The sequence below is a fragment of the Micromonospora sp. NPDC005252 genome (genome assembly GCF_042872475.1).
GTDB lineage: Bacteria > Actinomycetota > Actinomycetes > Mycobacteriales > Micromonosporaceae > Micromonospora.
Window position 1 is genome coordinate 1 of the sequence record NZ_JBIAKN010000015.1, and the last position, 16,634, is coordinate 16,634.

The window sequence follows — 16,634 nt, forward strand, 5'->3', positions numbered from 1 at the left end:
GCGCTGCTGCCCACGCCGAGCGACCACGATCGTGCAGGCCATCCTCGTTCTCCACCGCGTCGAAGCCAACCGCTACGCAGGATGAAAAGGGCTCAGGGGTTCTCCGCCGCCGTCTACCTCACCAGCTCAGGGCTAGTCGTCATTTGCCTGTCCAACCACACCGATATCGCCGCCGACCACGTGGCCGCCGCCGCACTTGCTGACCTAACCCACGACTCCAACGTCGATCCGGGTCAGATCCTGTCTCGTGCGCTGTCCAGCAGTTCGGCTCCCAAGGTCACCTCCCCGGGCGGCGTAGACCTCCAAGCGCCCCACATCACGCTCGGTACCTACACGTGCGCCGAGGTGCCCGGCTCGGTACGCCTGACCCGCTGTGCCGGCTCGCTGTTCTTGTGGCGTCGGGGAACCCTCGACCGCCTTACCTGCACCGGGTCCACCTACGTTGCGGACGGCCTCACGCTGACCCTCGATACCTCTTCGGCGGATGAGGATGTGCCAGGGCCGAATGGCTTCGTTCTTGATCTCGATCGCGCACCAGGGCTGCGCTATCGACGACGGCCCGACTGACCGACTACACCATTACAACGTCGGTGGTTCTCAAACCTCCCGCTCCGGCGCGGGGCGCCATAGCCGGCCGTTCTCAGCCGGGTTTGATGACGCCCAATCGGCAGGTCGTGTGCGTGGCTGACGGTCGGCTTACTCGGCTTGCTGCGCCCCACCTTCCGGATCAGCGAGATCGAACGTCCTGAACCCGCCCGGCGGCAGGCATTCGCCCATTAGCGCCATGTTCTCCAGGTGATTGCGCGTGAAGATCTCGGTGTAGACCATCCGGTCGTGGAGCGACTGCCGCCTGCCATCCAATCGGTAGCCGGCCCATGCCTGGATCTCCGGCGCGATGGCGACGCCCGTCAAGTCCGCCGTGATCTCCCGGGGCCGCAGCGGTCGGCTGGCCGTGAAGCGCCCGACCACCAGTTCCAGCTCAATATGGCTGTACGGCTCCACGGCCTCGTCAAATTTGATGGTGACGCCGCTCGGCGGCGCAATCCGGATGCGGTGCTCATCAACACGGCCGAGCCCGACGTGGAGCACTCGGTGGCGGTCCTTCCGGGCCAGCTCGTTGACCCACCAGGTCAGGTTGCTCTCAGGACCCCATGGGGACTGGTAAGGCTGCGACTTCTCAAGCGCCTCAATGATGTGCATCGGCAACATCGCGAGGCGTTTTGCTTGGCGACTGAACTCGGCCGTAGTCGAGCAGACCGGGTATTGGATACGCTCGGCCTGCGGCGGGGGATTCTGGCCCGTGATCGCGGAGGCCAAGGCGTAGATCGCGTTGTCGAGCGACGCCCGCAGCGCTGCCAGCCACTCGGAGAAGATCAGGGCCAGCTCGACCGGCGCTGGCTCGCGCATGACTGCCAGGATCTCCAGCGTGCAGGCATCGACGTTCCGGACATCGATGTCCCACGGATGCACCGAGATGTACTTCGCCCAGCACTCAGCGAACTCCTGGCGCTTGACGGACACGCGGTCGAGTCGCGCGAAGGCGAGATCGTAAAGCTCCTGCATAGGCGCTACGCCAGCTTCTCGAGGAGTAGGCGCAGTCTCTTGGCGCCCCTGTCGGAGATGCCCTGCGACATGACATAGGACGCCGCTTGCTCTGGTGCGAGGCGGCCGGACTGGACATGGTGCCCGAGGTGAGTGCGAACGTGCTGCTTCTCGTGCGGCCCAGTCCAACCGTTATTGCCGCCGAAGGACGCCGCGTGATCGAGATCGGCCTTGACGTCGTCCGGGATGCTGCTCGTGTTCGTACTTCCGTCGAGCAGGTTGATGGCTTCCACCCCCGCCGCCCATTCAGCAAGCGGGAAGCTGACCGTCTCCACGACTGCGAGCGAGTAGCCGCGGGCGAGATCGAGCGCGAGCTTTAGCGTTCGCTCGTCCGGCACGTAGGCCAGCACAGGACCGCGATCGAACCGTTGCTTGCCCTGCGGCGTGGTCTGACCGCCACGGCGAGCAATCGCCTCTAGGCATCCGATGCCGACGCCGTTCTGGAAGGTGTTGGTCACCAGGAGTGGGGCTACCCCTTCGGCCTTGCTGCGCTCCCAGATCCATTCCGCAGCAAGGTCTGCGGCGTCCTCCCATGGTCGCTCCGGGTCGTCATCGGGTACCCAGGCTGCCGCTCGTAGGTACGTCGAGGGGTGCAGCTCGACCACCGGCCACCACCTCTCGAATCGTCGGACTACTGCATCGAGCATCCCACGCGTCACCGACAGGGCTGAGGCGACGAGCTTGCGTCAGCCGAGTCTCCTGCACCATTCCGCGAGGTGGCTCAGGCTCCGGCATCTGTCCGCAGATGCAGAGATGACCGGGAGTCAGCGGGTCTGTCTGTGGTGCCGCCCGCCTCGCCGGTGCCTGGTGGCCTCGCGAGTAGCCCGGTAGGTTCAGCTGTCGAGCACTTTCACTTCATCGATTGGGGATGCCGGCCACGTGTCGCAGATCGAGAAGATCGCCGTTGAACTTCGCGCGATGATGACCGGAGTCGAACGTGCACAGGGGTTGGCGACCGCCGCTGACAGTCAGGCACAGGAGGTGGCGTTGCGGGCCGCGGGCGCGGGCTTCGTCGCCGTGGCGACGGGTGTGGCTCGGGTGCGTAACGCGATCACGGGCATCCAGGGCGGCCTGGGAAGTCTTGCCGGTTCGATCGGTGAGGCGACGAAGGCGACTGCGGCGGTGCCGAACGAGGCCACCCCGCAGGAGACGATCGCCGGGTTGGCGCCCGTGCAGAGCGCCGTGGACGCCGCCCGTGACGCGGCGGCCGGGGTCATCACCGGAGTCGGTGAGGCGCAGCAGCTCGTCGCCGTGGTCCTGCAGGGTGGACAGCCCGGGCCGCTGTTGCAGGCGTTGGAGGCCATCAAGCAGGTCCTGGTGCTGATTGTTCAGCGCACTGGCGGGGCCCGGCAGGCCGTTGAGGCGGCGATCGCGCAGGCCCGGCAGTTGGGGTCGTCGGGAAACTGACGGGGGCTGGCGGTCACTCACCGGCCAGCCCTACCCCTTTCGCGCACGGCGATTCACCTTCGGCACCTCATGCCGCCGGCGACACTACGTCCGCTGACCAGGACCTCGGCGCACGCTGGACCAGGCAGCCGACCGGGGTCCCGGGTGGGACGCCGAGCGGCGGCGGACCAGCAGCGCGTACTCCCACTTGAGCATGGCGTCATTCTCACCCCGGCCCGGCCCTCCGGCACGGATCAATCCTCGGCGATCCGCCCGGCGTCGACCCGCAGCCGACGGTTCGTCTCGATGGCGGCCAGCATCCGCCGGTCGTGGGTGACCAGCAGCAGCGTGCCGGGGTAGCTGGCCAGCGCCGATTCGAGCTGCTCGATGGCGGGCAGGTCGAGGTGGTTGGTGGGTTCGTCGAGCACCAGCAGGTTGACCCCGCGCCCCTGGAGCAGGGCCAGCGCCGCGCGGGTCCGCTCGCCGGGGGAGAGGGTCGCCGCCGGCCGCGGCACGTGCGCCGCCCGCAGCCCGAACTTGGCCAGCAGGGTCCGCGCGTCCGCCGGCGACAGATGCGGTACGGCCGCGTGGAACGCGTCGATCAGCGGCGCGTCGCCGAGGAACAGTCCCCGAGCCTGGTCCACCTCGCCGACCACTACGCCCGGCCCGAGCGAGGCGGTGCCCTCGTCAAGCGGCAGCCGCCCGAGCAGTGCGGCCAGCAGGGTGGACTTGCCCGAACCGTTCGCCCCGGTCACCGCGACCCGGTCCGCCCAGTCGATCTGGAGGTCGACCGGCCCGAGGGTGAAGCCTCCCCGGCGTACCACCGCATGTCGCAGGGTGGCCACGACGGCGCCGGCGCGGGGCGCGGCGGCGATCTCCATCCGCAGCTCCCACTCCTTGCGGGGCTCCTCGACCACGTCGAGCCGTTCGATCAGCCGCTCGGTCTGCTTGGCCTTGGCGGCCTGCTTCTCGCTCGCCTCGCTGCGGAACTTGCGGCCGATCTTGTCGTTGTCGGTGGCCTTGCGGCGGGCGTTCTTCACGCCCTTGTCCATCCAGCCGCGCTGGGTGCGGGCCCGCGCCTCCAGGCCGGCCTTGGTGTCGGCGTACTCCTCGAAGTCGGCGCGGGCGTGCCGCCGCGCCACCTCGCGCTCCTCCAGATAGGCCGCGTAACCGCCGCCGTAGTGGTGCACCTGCTGCTGCGGCAGGTCCAGCTCCACCACCCGGGTCACGGTGCGGGTGAGGAACTCCCGGTCGTGGCTGACCAGCACCGTGCCGGCCCGCAACCCGGTGACGAACTCCTCCAGCCGCTCCAGGCCGGCCAGGTCCAGGTCGTTGGTCGGCTCGTCGAGCAGGAACACGTCGTACCGGCTGAGCAGCAGCGACGCCAGCCCGGCGCGGGCGGCCTGACCGCCGGAGAGCCCGGTCGTCGGGTGGTCCAGGTCGACCGCGAGCCCGAGGTCGGCGCTCACCTGCTCGGCGCGTTCGTCCAGGTCCGCGCCGCCGAGGGCGAGCCAGCGCTCCAGCGCGTCGGCGTACGCGTCGTCGGCGCCCGCCGTCCCGGCGGTCAGCGCCTCGGTGGCCGCGTCCAGCGCCGCCTGGGCGGCGGTCACCCCGGTCCGGCGGGCCAGGAAGTCGCGTACGGTCTCGCCCGGTCGCCGTTCCGGCTCCTGCGGCAGGTGCCCGACGCTCGCGGTGGGCGGGCTGAGTCGCACGCTGCCGGCCTCGACCGGCAACAATCCGGCGAGGGTACGCAGCAGCGTCGACTTGCCGGCCCCGTTCGGCCCGACCAGGCCGACCACGTCGCCCGGGGCGACGACCAGGTCCAACCCGGAGAAGAGTGGGCGGTCCCCGTGCCCGGCGGCCAGGTCCTTGACGATCATCGTGGCGCTCATCAGGACGGCAGCCTATCCGGCTGCTCGCATAAGGGCCGACGGCAGCGGGCAGACTCAACGGCGTGGTGACCACTCTGGCGATCGACTGCGGTGGCGGGGGCATCAAGGCGTCGGTCCTCGACGAGGCCGGCACGATGCGCGCCCGGCCGCTGCGGGTGCCGACCCCGTACCCGCTGCCTCCCGCCCTGTTCGTCCGGACCCTGCTGGAGCTGGGCGGGCGGCTGCCCACGGCGGACCGGCTGACGGTCGGCGTACCCGGGATGATCCGGCACGGCGTGGTGGTGGCCACCCCGCACTACGTCACCCGCAGCGGCCCCCGCTCCCGCATCGACCCGGACCTGCTGGCCGAGTGGTCCGGCTGGGACGCGCGAGGCGCGCTCGCCGACGCGTTCGGGGTGCCCGCGCTGGTGCTCAACGACGCCGAGGTGCACGGAGCGGGTGTGGTCGCCGGCACCGGCTGTGAACTGGTGTTGACCCTGGGAACCGGGCTGGGCAGCGCCCTCTTCGACGGCGGTGTGCTCGCACCGCACCTGGAGCTGTCGCACGCGCCGGTGCGCTGGGGCACCACCTACGACACGTACGTGGGTGAGCCGGAGCGTCGGCGGCTCGGCGACGCCTTCTGGTCCCGGCGGATCCGGCAGGTGGTGGATGGGCTGCGCCCGGTGTTCCGGTGGGACCGGCTCTACCTGGGCGGGGGCAACTCCCGGCTGATCCGGCCGGAGCAGCTGGCCCGGATGGGCGACGATGTGGTGGTGGTGCCGAACACGGCCGGGATCGTCGGCGGCGTCCGCGCCTGGGAGCTGGCCGCCGGCCGCCGGGACGCTCGCGCCTGACCCTATTTCCACCCGGGGAACAGTCGCCAAACGTCGAGTGTTGTGCCAGCGTCGGAACAGGTGACGGCGCGACCCGAGGAGGTGGGCAGATGGATCTTCTGGCGGACTACCGGCGGGCGACCATGTTCTTCGAAACCGGTGACCCGAGCCGAGCGGCCCGACTGCTGGAGCCGATCGTCGACGCCGAACCCAGCAACGCCGCTGTCCGGCAGCTGCTGGCCCGGGCGTACTTCCAGTCGGCCCAGCTCAACCGGGCCGAGGAGCAGCTGCGGGAGCTCGTCGACCGGGACCCGAGTGACCACTACGCGCACCACGTGCTGGGCCGGACGTTGGAGCGGCTGAACCGGCACACCGACGCGCTGCGGCACCTGCGGATCGCCGCAGCGATGTACGCGGCCAACGACGACTACCGGATCGCGCTGCAGCGGGTGGAGACCCGAGTGGGCGGCACGCGCTGAGCGGAGACCTGGTGATGAGCAAGGGGCGGTCCTGCGGACCGCCCCTTCGTCGTCCGGCGGCCGGGCCGACGGGCGTGCCTAGGATGGCGGACATGGGACCTGACCGGCCGGGGGCTGCGGCATGAAGCTCAAGCTGGACCTGCACGACATCTTCAACAAGGGCCAGGACATCGACCGCGCGCTGCGCGGGATCATGGACGAGGCGGTGGCGAAGAAGGCCACCCTCGTGGAGATCATCCCGGGCAAGGGGTCGGGGCAGCTCAAGAAGCGGGTGCTGCGGTTCCTCGACCAGAAGGACGTCAAGCAGCTCTACCACCGGGTGGAGAAGGACTCCAAGAACTTCGGCCGCCTCTTCGTCCACTTCCGCTGGAAGTAGCGACGGCATGCGCCCTGACCTGCGGCTGAGGTCTTTGGCGGCGGGTCCGAAACAAGATCATGCCGTCTCCAGGCCGTTGCCGGGCTCGGGAGCGTCGTCCGGGTCCTGGTCCTCGCCTAGCGCCTTGTCGATGACGCGGCGGGTGCGGTCCTCGCTCGTCGGCAGCAGGTGGCTCACGACGAACTAGAGGATCTGCAGATCCACCAATCAGTGCGGCTTCGCATTGACCACGGTTTCCGGCGTCGGGGCTCGCCCTGCATCGGCTGAAGTGGTATCCGACGCGGCCCGGCTTCCTTGCGGGAGCCGGGCCTTTCGCGTTGATCAGGCTGCTGTCAGCTTCCGTACGACATATTGGTTGAGGCTCAGTCCATCCTCGGCGGCATGGGTTGCCAGCTCGCGGTGCAGGCTTTCTCCGACGCGGACATTGAACTTGCCTGAGTAGCTACGTTCGGCGAATGGCTCCGGCACCTCCTCGCCTTGCTGCTCCATGTCCGCGATCACCTCACGCAGTAGCTGTTCGAGTCCCTGCAGGGCCTCGATTTGAGAGGAAGCCAGCCACGAAAGGGAAGGAAACTCAGCGCAGGTGGCGACGAACTCGTTGTCCTGGGCCGACCATGTAACGCGGTAGGTATAGTGAGTTACCTCTGGATCGGCAACGGTCTGCATCACATGGCCTCCTTCTTCTCGATCGCCTTTAGCACTTGCCGTACCTGGTATGCCTTTGCCTTGCCTCTATCGTCTTGAATATTCACGCGCGGGTCCCCCGCCCGCGGCATCTTGAAAACTGCGTGGGAAGTCCCGTCTTGTCGGGGCTCCCCGAAGTAGTGCTTGCAGACCCTCTTGAGATCGTTGTAGGCGATGTTCTGCGGGTTGCTTCGCATCGCTTCTATGATCTTGTTTACCGAGGGCACGCCTCGATGGTACTACCTGTGGTACCAGGTGGCAACGCTGCCGCGTGCACGCCTACCCGCAGCACGCCTAGGCATGCTGCGGCCAGTTCTTCCGGCTGTGCCAGGGAGGGCGGGGCCTCTGGCGGGGTCCTCCGGCACTCCGGGATGTGACGCCATCCCGACCACCTCCGTCCGGGCAGGCCCCACCCACTCCACCGAGGCGCGGACGAAGGCCGACGGGATGGCTAGGGGCGATCGGATGTGGCCGGGGTGGCTGGACTGGACGGCCGAGGACGCTGAGTTGGGGCAACTTGATGCTGGTTTGACTCAACTTTGATCGCTGTGCGTAGCCTGCCAAACAAGCTTTCCTCTGTCGGAATGCCAATCGCAATCTCGTCCTTCGGAAGCATCCCCGGCAAAGATCAATGCCGCTGGAAGTAGCGGCTGTCGTCTGATCAGCCGCCGGGCAGATCGGGCGGCGGCGTTGGTGCCACGGTGACGAGCCGGGCCGTCGGTTCCAGGTTGGCACAGAGATTCCGGGGGAAGGCAGGCGCGGCCTCGCGGACCGCGTCGCACCCACCCGACGTGGTTCGGGCGACAATCGACCATCCGGCCGGCTCGTTACGCAGGAAGTAGCGCCGCACGGCGGTGTTCACCTCGCACCCAGGGCGTGGCTCGGCGCCGCACGAAGTCGGGTCGTCGGCCACCGTCATGACCAGCCATGTCCCGTCGCAGGCTTCGACGTGACCCTGCGAGTGGCGGGACACGTCCATCCCGCGTACGGCCGCGCGCGTCCAGGTCGGGTCGCAGCGGTCCTTCGGTGGGTTGCAACCCAGGTTCTCGTCACACCGGGTGTAGGCGCCGTTCTTCAGCGCCCACGTCTTCTGGTTGAGCGACAGCGGACGGTCGCCGATCGGCTCCGCCGACGTGAGGGTCACCTCGGCGGGCGCGAAGGTCGGGCAGGCGCCGAACGTGTCCGACTCGGCCGATTCCTGCACGATGTTGGCGAAGATGACGCCGTTCTCCTCCTCGTGGTGGCCGACCTGGACGTTGCGCGAGCAGCCGTCGCGACCGGCGAGCGCCTTGACGTGCACGGTGACCGCCCGGTCGCCCGGACCGGGGGTCACGCCGCTCACCTCGGCCTCGTAGGTGCCCCACACGGCGGAGCCGTCTCCGGGCCTTGTCTGGGGAGCCGCGCAGGCAGCCACTCCCGGCACCGCGGCAGTCAGCAGGCAGAGAACGGTGGCGAGCCGGCGCATGGGTGGCATTCTGCCCGGCCGTGCCACATTTGGTGGCCCCGCGAGTCAGGCGTCGGTGCGGGAGGTGTGCACGACCGGGCGACGGGACCAGCACTGTGGGCGCTGCCGTACGGCCAGCTCCAGAGCGAGGTGGTCGGACTCGATCATTTCCCGGGCTATTCGACGCGCCATCTCCAGGCGGTCGACGTACGCGTCAAGATCGGTCGGGCCGGCGCCAGCCATAATCGAACTCCTCGTCCGCATTCGAACTACTCGCATCATCCACCGGGCCGGGAGTCGTCACCATTCCCCGATCGGTGGAATCGACCCGCCGTACGGCCCTGTGTGACGTACCCCTGGTGGGGCCGATGGTAACGGCGCATCCGCCACCCCGCCCTTGAACTGCGGAAGTGTTCACGACATGCGCTGCGGTCAATGGTGCGATGCGGGTTTGCCGCCAGTGGCTACATTGCACCGTGCGCGGGTCGGGGGCGCGACTTGTCCGGTGAGGGATCTTCGATACGGGAGGACCGCCGTGCGGCAACCGAGCAGAACCGATCCGTTGTTCGTGGCCGTCGTGTCCGCGGCGATCACCCGGGCAGACGTCGCCGGACTCGTGGCGGGGCGGATCGCCGCCGTCCGGGTGCCGGGGCTGCTGCCCGCCGCCCGCTGCCACGCGATCACCGCCGCACTCGCCGACGCGGAGATGGACCGTTACGACGAGAGCCGGGTGTTTCCCGTCGTCGCCAAGTTCGGCCCGGCCATCAACGATCACCGGGACGGCGGCGACCTGCGCGACGACTACTGGGAGGCGGCTCGTGCCGCCGAGAAGGGCTGGTCCACGCTGGGTCTGCCGGACGCGCCGCGCGAGCTGTGCCTGGCCGCGTTCCGGTCGGCCTGGCCGGATGTGGCACCCGGGCGGCGGCAGCGGCGGGAGATGCACGTCGGCATCGTCCGCGAGATCAACGCCGGCCTGCAGATGCACTTCGACGACGCGGTCCGGGAGTACGCCGGCCGGCTGCTCGACGCGGAGGTGGTGGCCCAGTTGGCGTTCAACATCTACGTCCGGGTGCCGCCCGTCGGCGGTGAGACGGTGCTGTGGCGTCGCCGGTGGCAGCCGAGCGACGAGGACCTGCGGATTCCCGGCGGGTACGGCTATCACGAGTCGGTGGCCGACGGCGCGCAGTCGTTGACGTTGCGGCCCGAACTGGGAGAGGGATTTCTGTTTGACCCGCGTCACTATCACACGGTGCGTCCGGCGACGGATGGCCGGCGAATCTCCATAGGATGCTTCGTCGGGCTCACCGACGACGGTCGACTGGCTCTCTGGTCGTAGCGAAGGGCGTTTCCCCATGGTGGACAAGAGCGACGTCGAGGCGGCTGCGGCGCTGGTGCAGGGTCGGGTCCGGCAGACGCCGGTCATCTCCGTCGACGGCGCCGACCTGGGCGTGCCCGGTCTGCTGAGCCTCAAGCTGGAGCTGCACCAGCACACCGGCTCGTTCAAGCCGCGCGGCGCGTTCAACCGGATGCTCCAGGGTTCGCTGCCGTCGGCCGGGGTGATCGCCGCCTCGGGGGGCAATCACGGCCTCGCGGTCGCGTACGCGGCCCGGTCGCTGGGCGTGCCGGCGGAGGTCTTCGTGCCGGTCACCGCCTCGCCGGTCAAGGTGCAGCGGCTGGCCGGCCTGGGCGCGCAGGTGCGGCAGGTGGGCCAGCACTACGCCGAGGCGTTGGCGGCCAGCACCGAGCGGGCCGGCGAGACCGGGGCGCTGGTGGTGCACGCGTACGACCAGCCGGAGGTGGTGGCCGGTCAGGGCACCGTGGGTCGGGAGTTGGAACGCCAGCTCGACGGGATCGACACCGTGCTGGTGGCGGTCGGCGGCGGCGGGCTGGTGTCGGGCATCGCGACCTGGTTCGACGGGTCGGTACGCGTCGTCGCCGTCGAGCCGGAGCAGATCCCCACCCTGCACGCCGCCCTCAAGGCGGGCCGACCGGTCGACATCGAGGTGGGCGGCATCGCCACGGACTCACTGGGCGCTCGCCGGATCGGCGACATCGCCTTCGACACCGCCCGTCGTACCGGCGTGGTGTCCGTGCTGGTGCGCGACGAGGACCTGGTGCGGGCGCGTCGGCTGCTCTGGTCGGAGCTGCGGGTCGCCGCCGAGCTGGGCGGCGCCGCCGCGTTGGCCGCGCTGGTCGGCGGGGCGTACGTGCCGCAGGCGGGGGAGCGCGTGGCGCTGATCGTCTGCGGTGGCAACACCGACCCGAGCGACCTGGGCCCGGCGGCGCCGCACTGACGGGTCAGTCGCCGTTGCGCAGGCGGCGCAGGGCGTGCTCCACCTGGAGGGTGTCCAGGTGGGTGTCCCCGAGCAGCCGCCGCCGGTCGGCCAGCAGGTGCTCGTACACCCCGATTGCCGCGTCGACCTGCCCGTCGAGCAGCAGCACCACGGCGAGCGTGGCCCGGATGGCGAGCACCTCGCTGCGGTCGGCGTGCCGGGGCTCCACGGTGGCCAGGGTGGCCCGCAGCTCCGCCTCCGCCTCGGCGAGGCGGCCCTGCTCCTGCATGCACCGGGCCAGCGTGTGCCGGGCCTGCCACGTCTCGGGCTGGTTGAGCGGCCACAGCCGGTAGCGGACCTCCAGGATGGCGTGCAGCATCTCCTCCGCCTCGGGGGCCCGGTGCTGCGCGAGGACGGCCAGCGCGAGGCTGTGCCGCACGATCATCGTGTCCCAGTGCTCGGGCCCACGGACCTGGTCCTCGGCGGCGACGATCTGCCGCAGCTCCGACTCGGCCTCCGGCCACTGGCGCTGCGCCATGATCGCCTTGGTGAGCTTGTGCCGGCTGGCGAGGGTGTCGGGGTCGTCGCTGCCCAGCACGCGGGTGCGGTCGGCGATCACGTCGCGCAGCACCCGGTCGGCCATCTCCGGTTGGTTGCGCTCCAGCCAGGTGCGGCCCAGCTCGTGGCGCAGCGCCAGCACCTGGGGCCGGTCCAGGTCGTGGTCGTACGCGGCGCAGCCCCGCACGATCGGGTCGAGGATGTCGAAGGCCGAGCCCGGCAGGCCGATCGCGATGAGGTAGCGGGCGGTGAGCCGGGTCAGCTCCAGCGCCCGGCGTACGGTCTCGGGGTCGTGCTTCTGTCGCTGCGGCACGAGGTATTCGCGTACCGCCTCGACGAGGTGCGGCACCAGCACGTCCCAGTTGGCCCAGACCGCCGAGTCGTCCGGGCTCTGCCCCTCGGTGGCGGCGAGCAGCAGCTTCATGACCACGCCGTGGTATTCGGCGATCTGCTCGCGAACCTCGTCGCGGTCGCGGAACATCGCGTGCACCAGCGGGTGCAGCGACAGCACGTGCGCGAAGGCCGGGTCGGTGACGTCCTCCTGGACATCGAAGTCGACCAGGGCGAGGTCGCCGATGCCCTCCAGCACCTTCACCCGCTGCCGGGCGGTAAGCCCTTCGAACAGGGGCGACCCGGCCAGGATGGCCGGCTTGAGCACCACCTCGTAGGGCACCGGGGAGATGCTGAGGCAGGCCAGCACGTTGAGCAGCGGTCGGCTCTGCTGGAGCTGGCGGCGGGCCAGCAGGTCCAGTGAGATGTCGTCGACCTCGCGGACGATCTCCAGACCGAGCGACTCATCGAGGTCGACGTCGGCGGCGTCGCGCGGCGAGCGGAACCGGCGTTGCACCGCGGTGCGGTAGTTGGCGAAGGTGGTGATGGTGGACGAGCCGCGCCAGACCGGGCTGGCGTTGACCGAGCGGAGGTAGTTGCCGGCCGCCCGCAGCGCCAGCGGCAACCCGCCCAGCTCCCGGGCCAGTTCGCGGGCGTCGTCGAGGCCGCCGGCCTGCGCGCCGGCCCGGTCGATGAGCACCTGCGCCCCGGCGTCGGCGTCGAGCGGGCGCACCTGGTGCAGAATCGACCAGGTGCCCCAGGTCGCCCGGTTGCCGTCCCGGGTGGTCACCAGGACCATCCCGTCCTCGGCCTCCGGCCTGCGCAGCCAGCCGGTGCCGTCGGCGAGCACCCCGTCGGTGGGGCCGAGCGTGCCGGGCTCGTCCACGCTGTCGAAGATCAGCAGCCAGGGCTGCTGGGCCTGGTTGAGGTAGCGCCAGACCAGGTCCGTCGCGCTGATCATGCCGGCCCACGCCTGGTCGACCTGGCTCTCCGAGGCGCCGAGCTGACTGACCACCTCGCGCATTCCGGAGTTGAGCCGGCCGGCCTGCACCCACCAGACGGTCCGGCCGTCCGCTCGGGCCCGGCGGGCGATCTCCAGGGCCACGTGGCTCTTGCCGGAGCCGCCCATGCCGCACAGGATGTGCACCGACGGCTGTTCGCCGTCGGCGTCTGCCGGATGCATGATCTCGTCGATCAGGTCGTCCCGGCCGTGCAGCGGGCTGTCCAGGCGCCCGAGTGGCGGGTCGACGGAGACGCGACTCGGTCGGTCGTAGGCCGGCCGGCGCACGCCCGCATCCTCGGGTGGAACGTCCGCAGTCAATGCGGTCCCCCTTCGGTGGCGAAATTGCGGCGCGGCGGGTGGCAGAAAAGATCATGTCCACTGAGTGGACATTCGGAGGGATAGTCACCCGCCCTACGTCAACCGCAAGGGTATCCACCACTGTGCTGGCTTGCACACTCTCCGTTTAGGTCGCCCGGCTGACCGGAATCGGCACCGGGAATTCCAATTCGCCGTCCATTCGGGCCGATCCGCCGTGCTCGTTCCTCGCGCGGCGGTTCCACGATGGACGCATGAACTGGTTGCCGTACGACGATGTGGCCGACTGGGGTTCGGTGCCGGACTGGTTCGGCGCGCTCGGCTCCATCGCGAGTGTGCTCTTCGTCTATCTCGGGCTGCGCCGGGAGATCCGCGCCCGGCGCACCGACGAGCTGCGGTTCCGCGCCACCCAGGCCCGGCTGGTCTCGGCGGTGGCCGAGATCCGGGGCAAGTCGGTGCTGCGGGTGACCGTGGCCAACGAGAGTGACGCGCCGGTCCTGGACGTGACGGCGCTGCCGCGACTGGTCCCGTCCGACGATCCGGAGGGCACCCCCGTGGACCTGGCCGGTGCGAAACAGGTCCGCCGGATCCACGGCCGGGAAAGTTCGGATCTGTTCGTCACCGTCACGGCGGAGCATCGGCTACAAGCGGCGACCGACACCGTTCTGGTGGAGCTCACCTTCACCGATCATGACGGAAACCGCTGGCGGCGTATCGGCTCCGGTCAACCCGAGCCGGTGAGCTGACCGAAACGCAATTCCAACGACTGTGGTCCGGCGGCTGATTCGTGCCGCCGGACCACCGGTTTTTCTTCTCAGAGGGGATACGTGCGGGCGACCGCCAGCATCTCGGAGCTGTGTGATCCGACGACGCCGACGGCCGGCGGCCGGGGCCGGAAGCCGGGCAGCGCGTCCAGCCCGTCACTGGCGTCCATCGCCCGCAGCGCCACCTGCGCGGCGATCGGCCGCAGCGTCAACGTGACCTCGACGCCCTCCGGCGGTGGGGCGTGGAAGACCAGTCCGAAGCCCCACCTGCCCGCGCGGGGCTCCACGGGCACCGGACGGCCGGCCACCTCGGCGCGCACCACGGTGGCGGTCGCCGTGTCGACGTGCAGGGTGGCGAGCCGGACCGCCCGCTGCGGGGTGAGCCGCAGCCGGAGCGTGCGCTCACCGCCGGCGCTGGTGTCGGCCAGCACGTCGAGCTTCGGCGCCGGCAGGTTCGCCGCCTGCGCCGGGCCGGCGCGCAGCTCCGCGTCGCCCAGGCCGGGGAAGTCGTCCGCCACGCTGGCCACCCCGTCCACGTAGCCGTCCGTCCACGGCTGCGGGTCGGTCTCGTGGCTCAGCCAGCGGGCCTGCCCGGTGCCGGCGTCCAGGGCGTACATCAGGTGGGTGGGCGCGGGGTGGGCGGCGTCGAACCGGTCCACGGCCAGCCCGACCCCGGCGAGCACCACCGCCGCCAGGGCGGCGGCCCCGGCCGGCAGCACCGCGAGTCGTCGGGCCCGCAGCGCCACCAGGCCGCGCTGCCCGCCGGCCTGCGGGTGCAGCAGGTCGACCACCGGCAGCGCCGTCAGGCCGAGCAGCACCGCGACCAGCGCGGCCACCCCACCCATCGCCATGCCCAACGCGGGAAAGAGCAGCACCACTGTCGGCAGCAGGATCACCACGCCGACCGCGGCGGCGGCCGTCACCGCCACCACCGGCCACGGCCCGGTCTGCCGGGTCCGCAGCGCGACCAGCCCGCCGAGGGCGCCGGCCAGGGCCGGCAGGGTGGTGAGGTACGCCCCGCCGGGCACCGCCACGGCGAGCAGCACCCCGAGCAGGGCCAGCCAGGCCAGCCCGCCGACGGCGAGCGCGGCCGGGCCGATCCGGCGGCGGACCAGCGCGTACAAGGTGAACAGGATGGCGGCGGCGAGCGCCAGCACGGCCATCCGGTACCAGATCGGCCGGTACGGGTCGAGCAGTTCGGCGTACCCCGGACGGATCGCGGTGATCGCCAGCCAGAGCAGTTGGGCGGCGACCGGCGCGGCCACGATCGGCCCGAGAGCGAGGCCGAAACCGGCGGCGAGCTGTCCCGTGCTGGCCCGACCGCTGCGGCGGGTCAGCCAACCCAGGGCCGCGACGGCGAGTACCGCGAGCAGGGCCAGCGGCAGGACGAGCCAGCCCGGGTAGCGGACCAGCCCACCCGGGACCGGGAAGTAGGTGGCGTCGTACCCGGAGCGCAGGTCGGTGAGATCGGTGCGGCCGAACTCCCGGGCCAGGCCCAGCGCGTTGTCCCCGTGCTGCTGGAGGCTGCTCCGATCCATCGCGGCCGGGGTGTCCAGCGGCGTGTGGTAGATCGCGCCGCCGTCGATGTACGCCGAGTTCAGCCCGACGAACTTCTGGTCCAGGAAGGCGGTGAAGTCGGTGTCGTTGGGCAGCGCCCGGTAGATCTCCACCGCGAACGAGGTGCCGACCGGGTGCGGGGCGGCCCGGCCGAAGACGTCCACCAGCTTCGCGTTGTTCTTCGACGTCTCGAACATGATCACCGGGCCGGTGGAGCCGCGCGCCTCCAGGTTGAGCACCACACCGCCGTCGGCGGCGAGCGGGTGGCTCGCGGCGAACGCGGCCGCCCCGCAGAGACACGCCTCCTCGGCGTCGGTCAGCACGAAGACGATGTCGTTGCGGGGCCGGGGGCCGGTGGTCAGCGCGCGGGCCACCTCCAGGATGGCCGAGGTGCCGGCCGCGTCGTCGTTGCCGCCCGGCCCGGTCTGCACCGAGTCGTAGTGGGCGACCAGGAACACCCGACCCGTCGGGTCGGTGCCGGGCAGTCGGGCCACCACGTTGCGCACCCGGGCCAGGGTCGCCCCGCCGGCCGCGCCACTGAGCTGGCCGGCCTCCGGCGCGACGGTGTCCTGCACCTCCGTCTCCAGGCCCAGGCCGCGCAACTGCTGCTCGACGTGCGCGCGAACCTGGTCGTTGGCCGGGCTCCCGGCGACGTGCGACCGGGCCGCGATCACCTGGACGTCCTCGTACGCCCGGGTGGCGCTGAACTCGCCCGCCGGCGCGTCCGCCGGCCTCGGCGCCGGGGTGCGCAGGTCGAGCAGGCTGCCGGCGCCGACGGCCGCCAGCGCGACCAGCGCCGCCGCGGCGGCCAGGAGCCGCCGGCGCGGTCGGGTCAGCGCACGGTCGGCCGGGGGTACGCCCGGACCCGGCCGGAGCGGTACGCCCGCCGTGACGGGGGTGGGGGGTGCGCCCATCCGAACTCCTCGAAGGTGGTGGGGCCTGGGGTGGCACCATCCTGCCCTCCGGTGGCCCGGGACGGGATGGCCGGGCGTCCACCGATCTCCCGCCCGTCGGCGGGGCGCTCGGCCACCGGGCACCGACCGGCCGTCCGTTTTGTCCCCCGGCGGGCAGTGATCCGGCCCATCCCCGCCCGTGCCGCGCCCATCGTGTTGTGTGCGACCGTTGTCTAATACAGGATCAGCAGGGCACTCGGAAGGAG

16 protein-coding genes and 1 pseudogene are annotated in these 16,634 nt (G+C 70.8%); 8 read left to right on the top strand and 9 right to left on the bottom strand.

The genetic code is table 11. The features are described from left to right. Positions 1-85 (top strand): annotated as a pseudogene (locus ACFYPH_RS27865) (IS5/IS1182 family transposase); the annotation flags it as partial. 611 nt (positions 86-696) lie between these two features. Here ACFYPH_RS27865 and ACFYPH_RS27870 read toward each other — a convergent pair. Together ACFYPH_RS27870 and ACFYPH_RS27875 are read right to left on the bottom strand one after the other, a co-directional pair. Next, positions 697-1,563 (bottom strand): hypothetical protein, encoded by an 867-nt coding sequence (locus tag ACFYPH_RS27870; RefSeq protein ID WP_387185916.1) that lies wholly within the window; start codon positions 1,561-1,563, stop codon positions 697-699. 5 nt (positions 1,564-1,568) lie between these two features. Then, the gene (locus ACFYPH_RS27875; RefSeq protein WP_387185919.1) at positions 1,569-2,207 is read right to left on the bottom strand and encodes a hypothetical protein; all 639 of its coding nucleotides are present in this window, start codon (positions 2,205-2,207) and stop codon (positions 1,569-1,571) included. A gap of 274 nt (positions 2,208-2,481) precedes the next feature. On the opposite strand from ACFYPH_RS27875, the gene ACFYPH_RS27880 reads away from it, so the two are divergent. Then, positions 2,482-3,009, top strand: a complete 528-nt coding sequence (locus ACFYPH_RS27880; RefSeq protein WP_387185922.1) for a DUF6244 family protein — start codon at positions 2,482-2,484, stop codon at positions 3,007-3,009. A 233-nt stretch (positions 3,010-3,242) separates the two neighbouring features. Here ACFYPH_RS27880 and ACFYPH_RS27885 read toward each other — a convergent pair whose 3' ends face one another. Then, a complete protein-coding gene (locus tag ACFYPH_RS27885) occupies positions 3,243-4,880 on the bottom strand; it encodes an ABC-F family ATP-binding cassette domain-containing protein (protein WP_354854456.1) in 1,638 nt (545 codons plus the stop codon). 62 nt (positions 4,881-4,942) lie between these two features. Between ACFYPH_RS27885 and ACFYPH_RS27890 the strand changes: the two genes are divergently transcribed. From ACFYPH_RS27890 to ACFYPH_RS27900, 3 genes are all read left to right on the top strand, one after another. Further along, positions 4,943-5,713, top strand: coding sequence for an ROK family protein (locus ACFYPH_RS27890; protein ID WP_354854454.1), 771 nt, complete (start codon positions 4,943-4,945; stop codon positions 5,711-5,713). Positions 5,714-5,802: 89 nt separating this feature from the next. After that, positions 5,803-6,171, top strand: coding sequence for a tetratricopeptide repeat protein (locus ACFYPH_RS27895; protein WP_387185926.1), 369 nt, complete (start codon positions 5,803-5,805; stop codon positions 6,169-6,171). 121 nt (positions 6,172-6,292) lie between these two features. Next, positions 6,293-6,547, top strand: a complete 255-nt coding sequence (locus tag ACFYPH_RS27900; RefSeq protein ID WP_088987488.1) for a Smr/MutS family protein — start codon at positions 6,293-6,295, stop codon at positions 6,545-6,547. A 321-nt stretch (positions 6,548-6,868) separates the two neighbouring features. Here the strand turns inward: ACFYPH_RS27900 and ACFYPH_RS27905 are convergent, their stop codons facing one another. The 4 genes from ACFYPH_RS27905 to ACFYPH_RS27920 form a co-directional block, all read right to left on the bottom strand. Beyond that, a complete protein-coding gene (locus tag ACFYPH_RS27905) occupies positions 6,869-7,213 on the bottom strand; it encodes a toxin-antitoxin system HicB family antitoxin (protein ID WP_334498534.1) in 345 nt (114 codons plus the stop codon). Further along, positions 7,213-7,458: a toxin HicA gene (locus ACFYPH_RS27910; RefSeq protein ID WP_387185929.1), complete on the bottom strand. Its 246-nt coding sequence runs from the start codon at positions 7,456-7,458 to the stop codon at positions 7,213-7,215. Before ACFYPH_RS27910 ends, ACFYPH_RS27905 begins: the two co-directional genes overlap by 1 nt. Positions 7,459-7,892: 434 nt before the next feature. After that, positions 7,893-8,696, bottom strand: coding sequence for a hypothetical protein (locus tag ACFYPH_RS27915; RefSeq protein WP_387185932.1), 804 nt, complete (start codon positions 8,694-8,696; stop codon positions 7,893-7,895). A 45-nt stretch (positions 8,697-8,741) separates the two neighbouring features. Further along, positions 8,742-8,918: a hypothetical protein gene (locus ACFYPH_RS27920; protein ID WP_354854448.1), complete on the bottom strand. Its 177-nt coding sequence runs from the start codon at positions 8,916-8,918 to the stop codon at positions 8,742-8,744. A gap of 325 nt (positions 8,919-9,243) precedes the next feature. On the opposite strand from ACFYPH_RS27920, the gene ACFYPH_RS27925 reads away from it, so the two are divergent. Both ACFYPH_RS27925 and ACFYPH_RS27930 read left to right on the top strand, forming a co-directional pair. Then, on the top strand, positions 9,244-10,011 hold the full coding sequence (locus ACFYPH_RS27925) for a hypothetical protein (RefSeq protein ID WP_387185935.1): 768 nt from the start codon (positions 9,244-9,246) through the stop codon (positions 10,009-10,011). A gap of 16 nt (positions 10,012-10,027) precedes the next feature. Further along, complete coding sequence (locus tag ACFYPH_RS27930; RefSeq protein WP_354854444.1) at positions 10,028-10,969, top strand: threonine/serine dehydratase; 942 nt, start codon at positions 10,028-10,030, stop codon at positions 10,967-10,969. 4 nt (positions 10,970-10,973) lie between these two features. Here the strand turns inward: ACFYPH_RS27930 and ACFYPH_RS27935 are convergent, their stop codons facing one another. Then, positions 10,974-13,124 carry a tetratricopeptide repeat protein gene (locus ACFYPH_RS27935; RefSeq protein WP_387185938.1) on the bottom strand — a complete coding sequence of 717 codons (2,151 nt, stop codon included), beginning with the start codon at positions 13,122-13,124 and terminating at the stop codon, positions 10,974-10,976. A 284-nt stretch (positions 13,125-13,408) separates the two neighbouring features. Between ACFYPH_RS27935 and ACFYPH_RS27940 the strand changes: the two genes are divergently transcribed. Continuing rightward, entirely contained in the window at positions 13,409-13,900 is a 492-nt protein-coding gene (locus ACFYPH_RS27940; protein WP_354854442.1) for a hypothetical protein, read from the top strand. 68 nt (positions 13,901-13,968) lie between these two features. On the opposite strand, the gene ACFYPH_RS27945 is transcribed toward ACFYPH_RS27940, so the two are convergent. Then, a complete protein-coding gene (locus ACFYPH_RS27945; protein WP_387185941.1) occupies positions 13,969-16,389 on the bottom strand; it encodes a M28 family peptidase in 2,421 nt (806 codons plus the stop codon). Between the last annotated feature and the right edge of the window lie 245 nt (positions 16,390-16,634).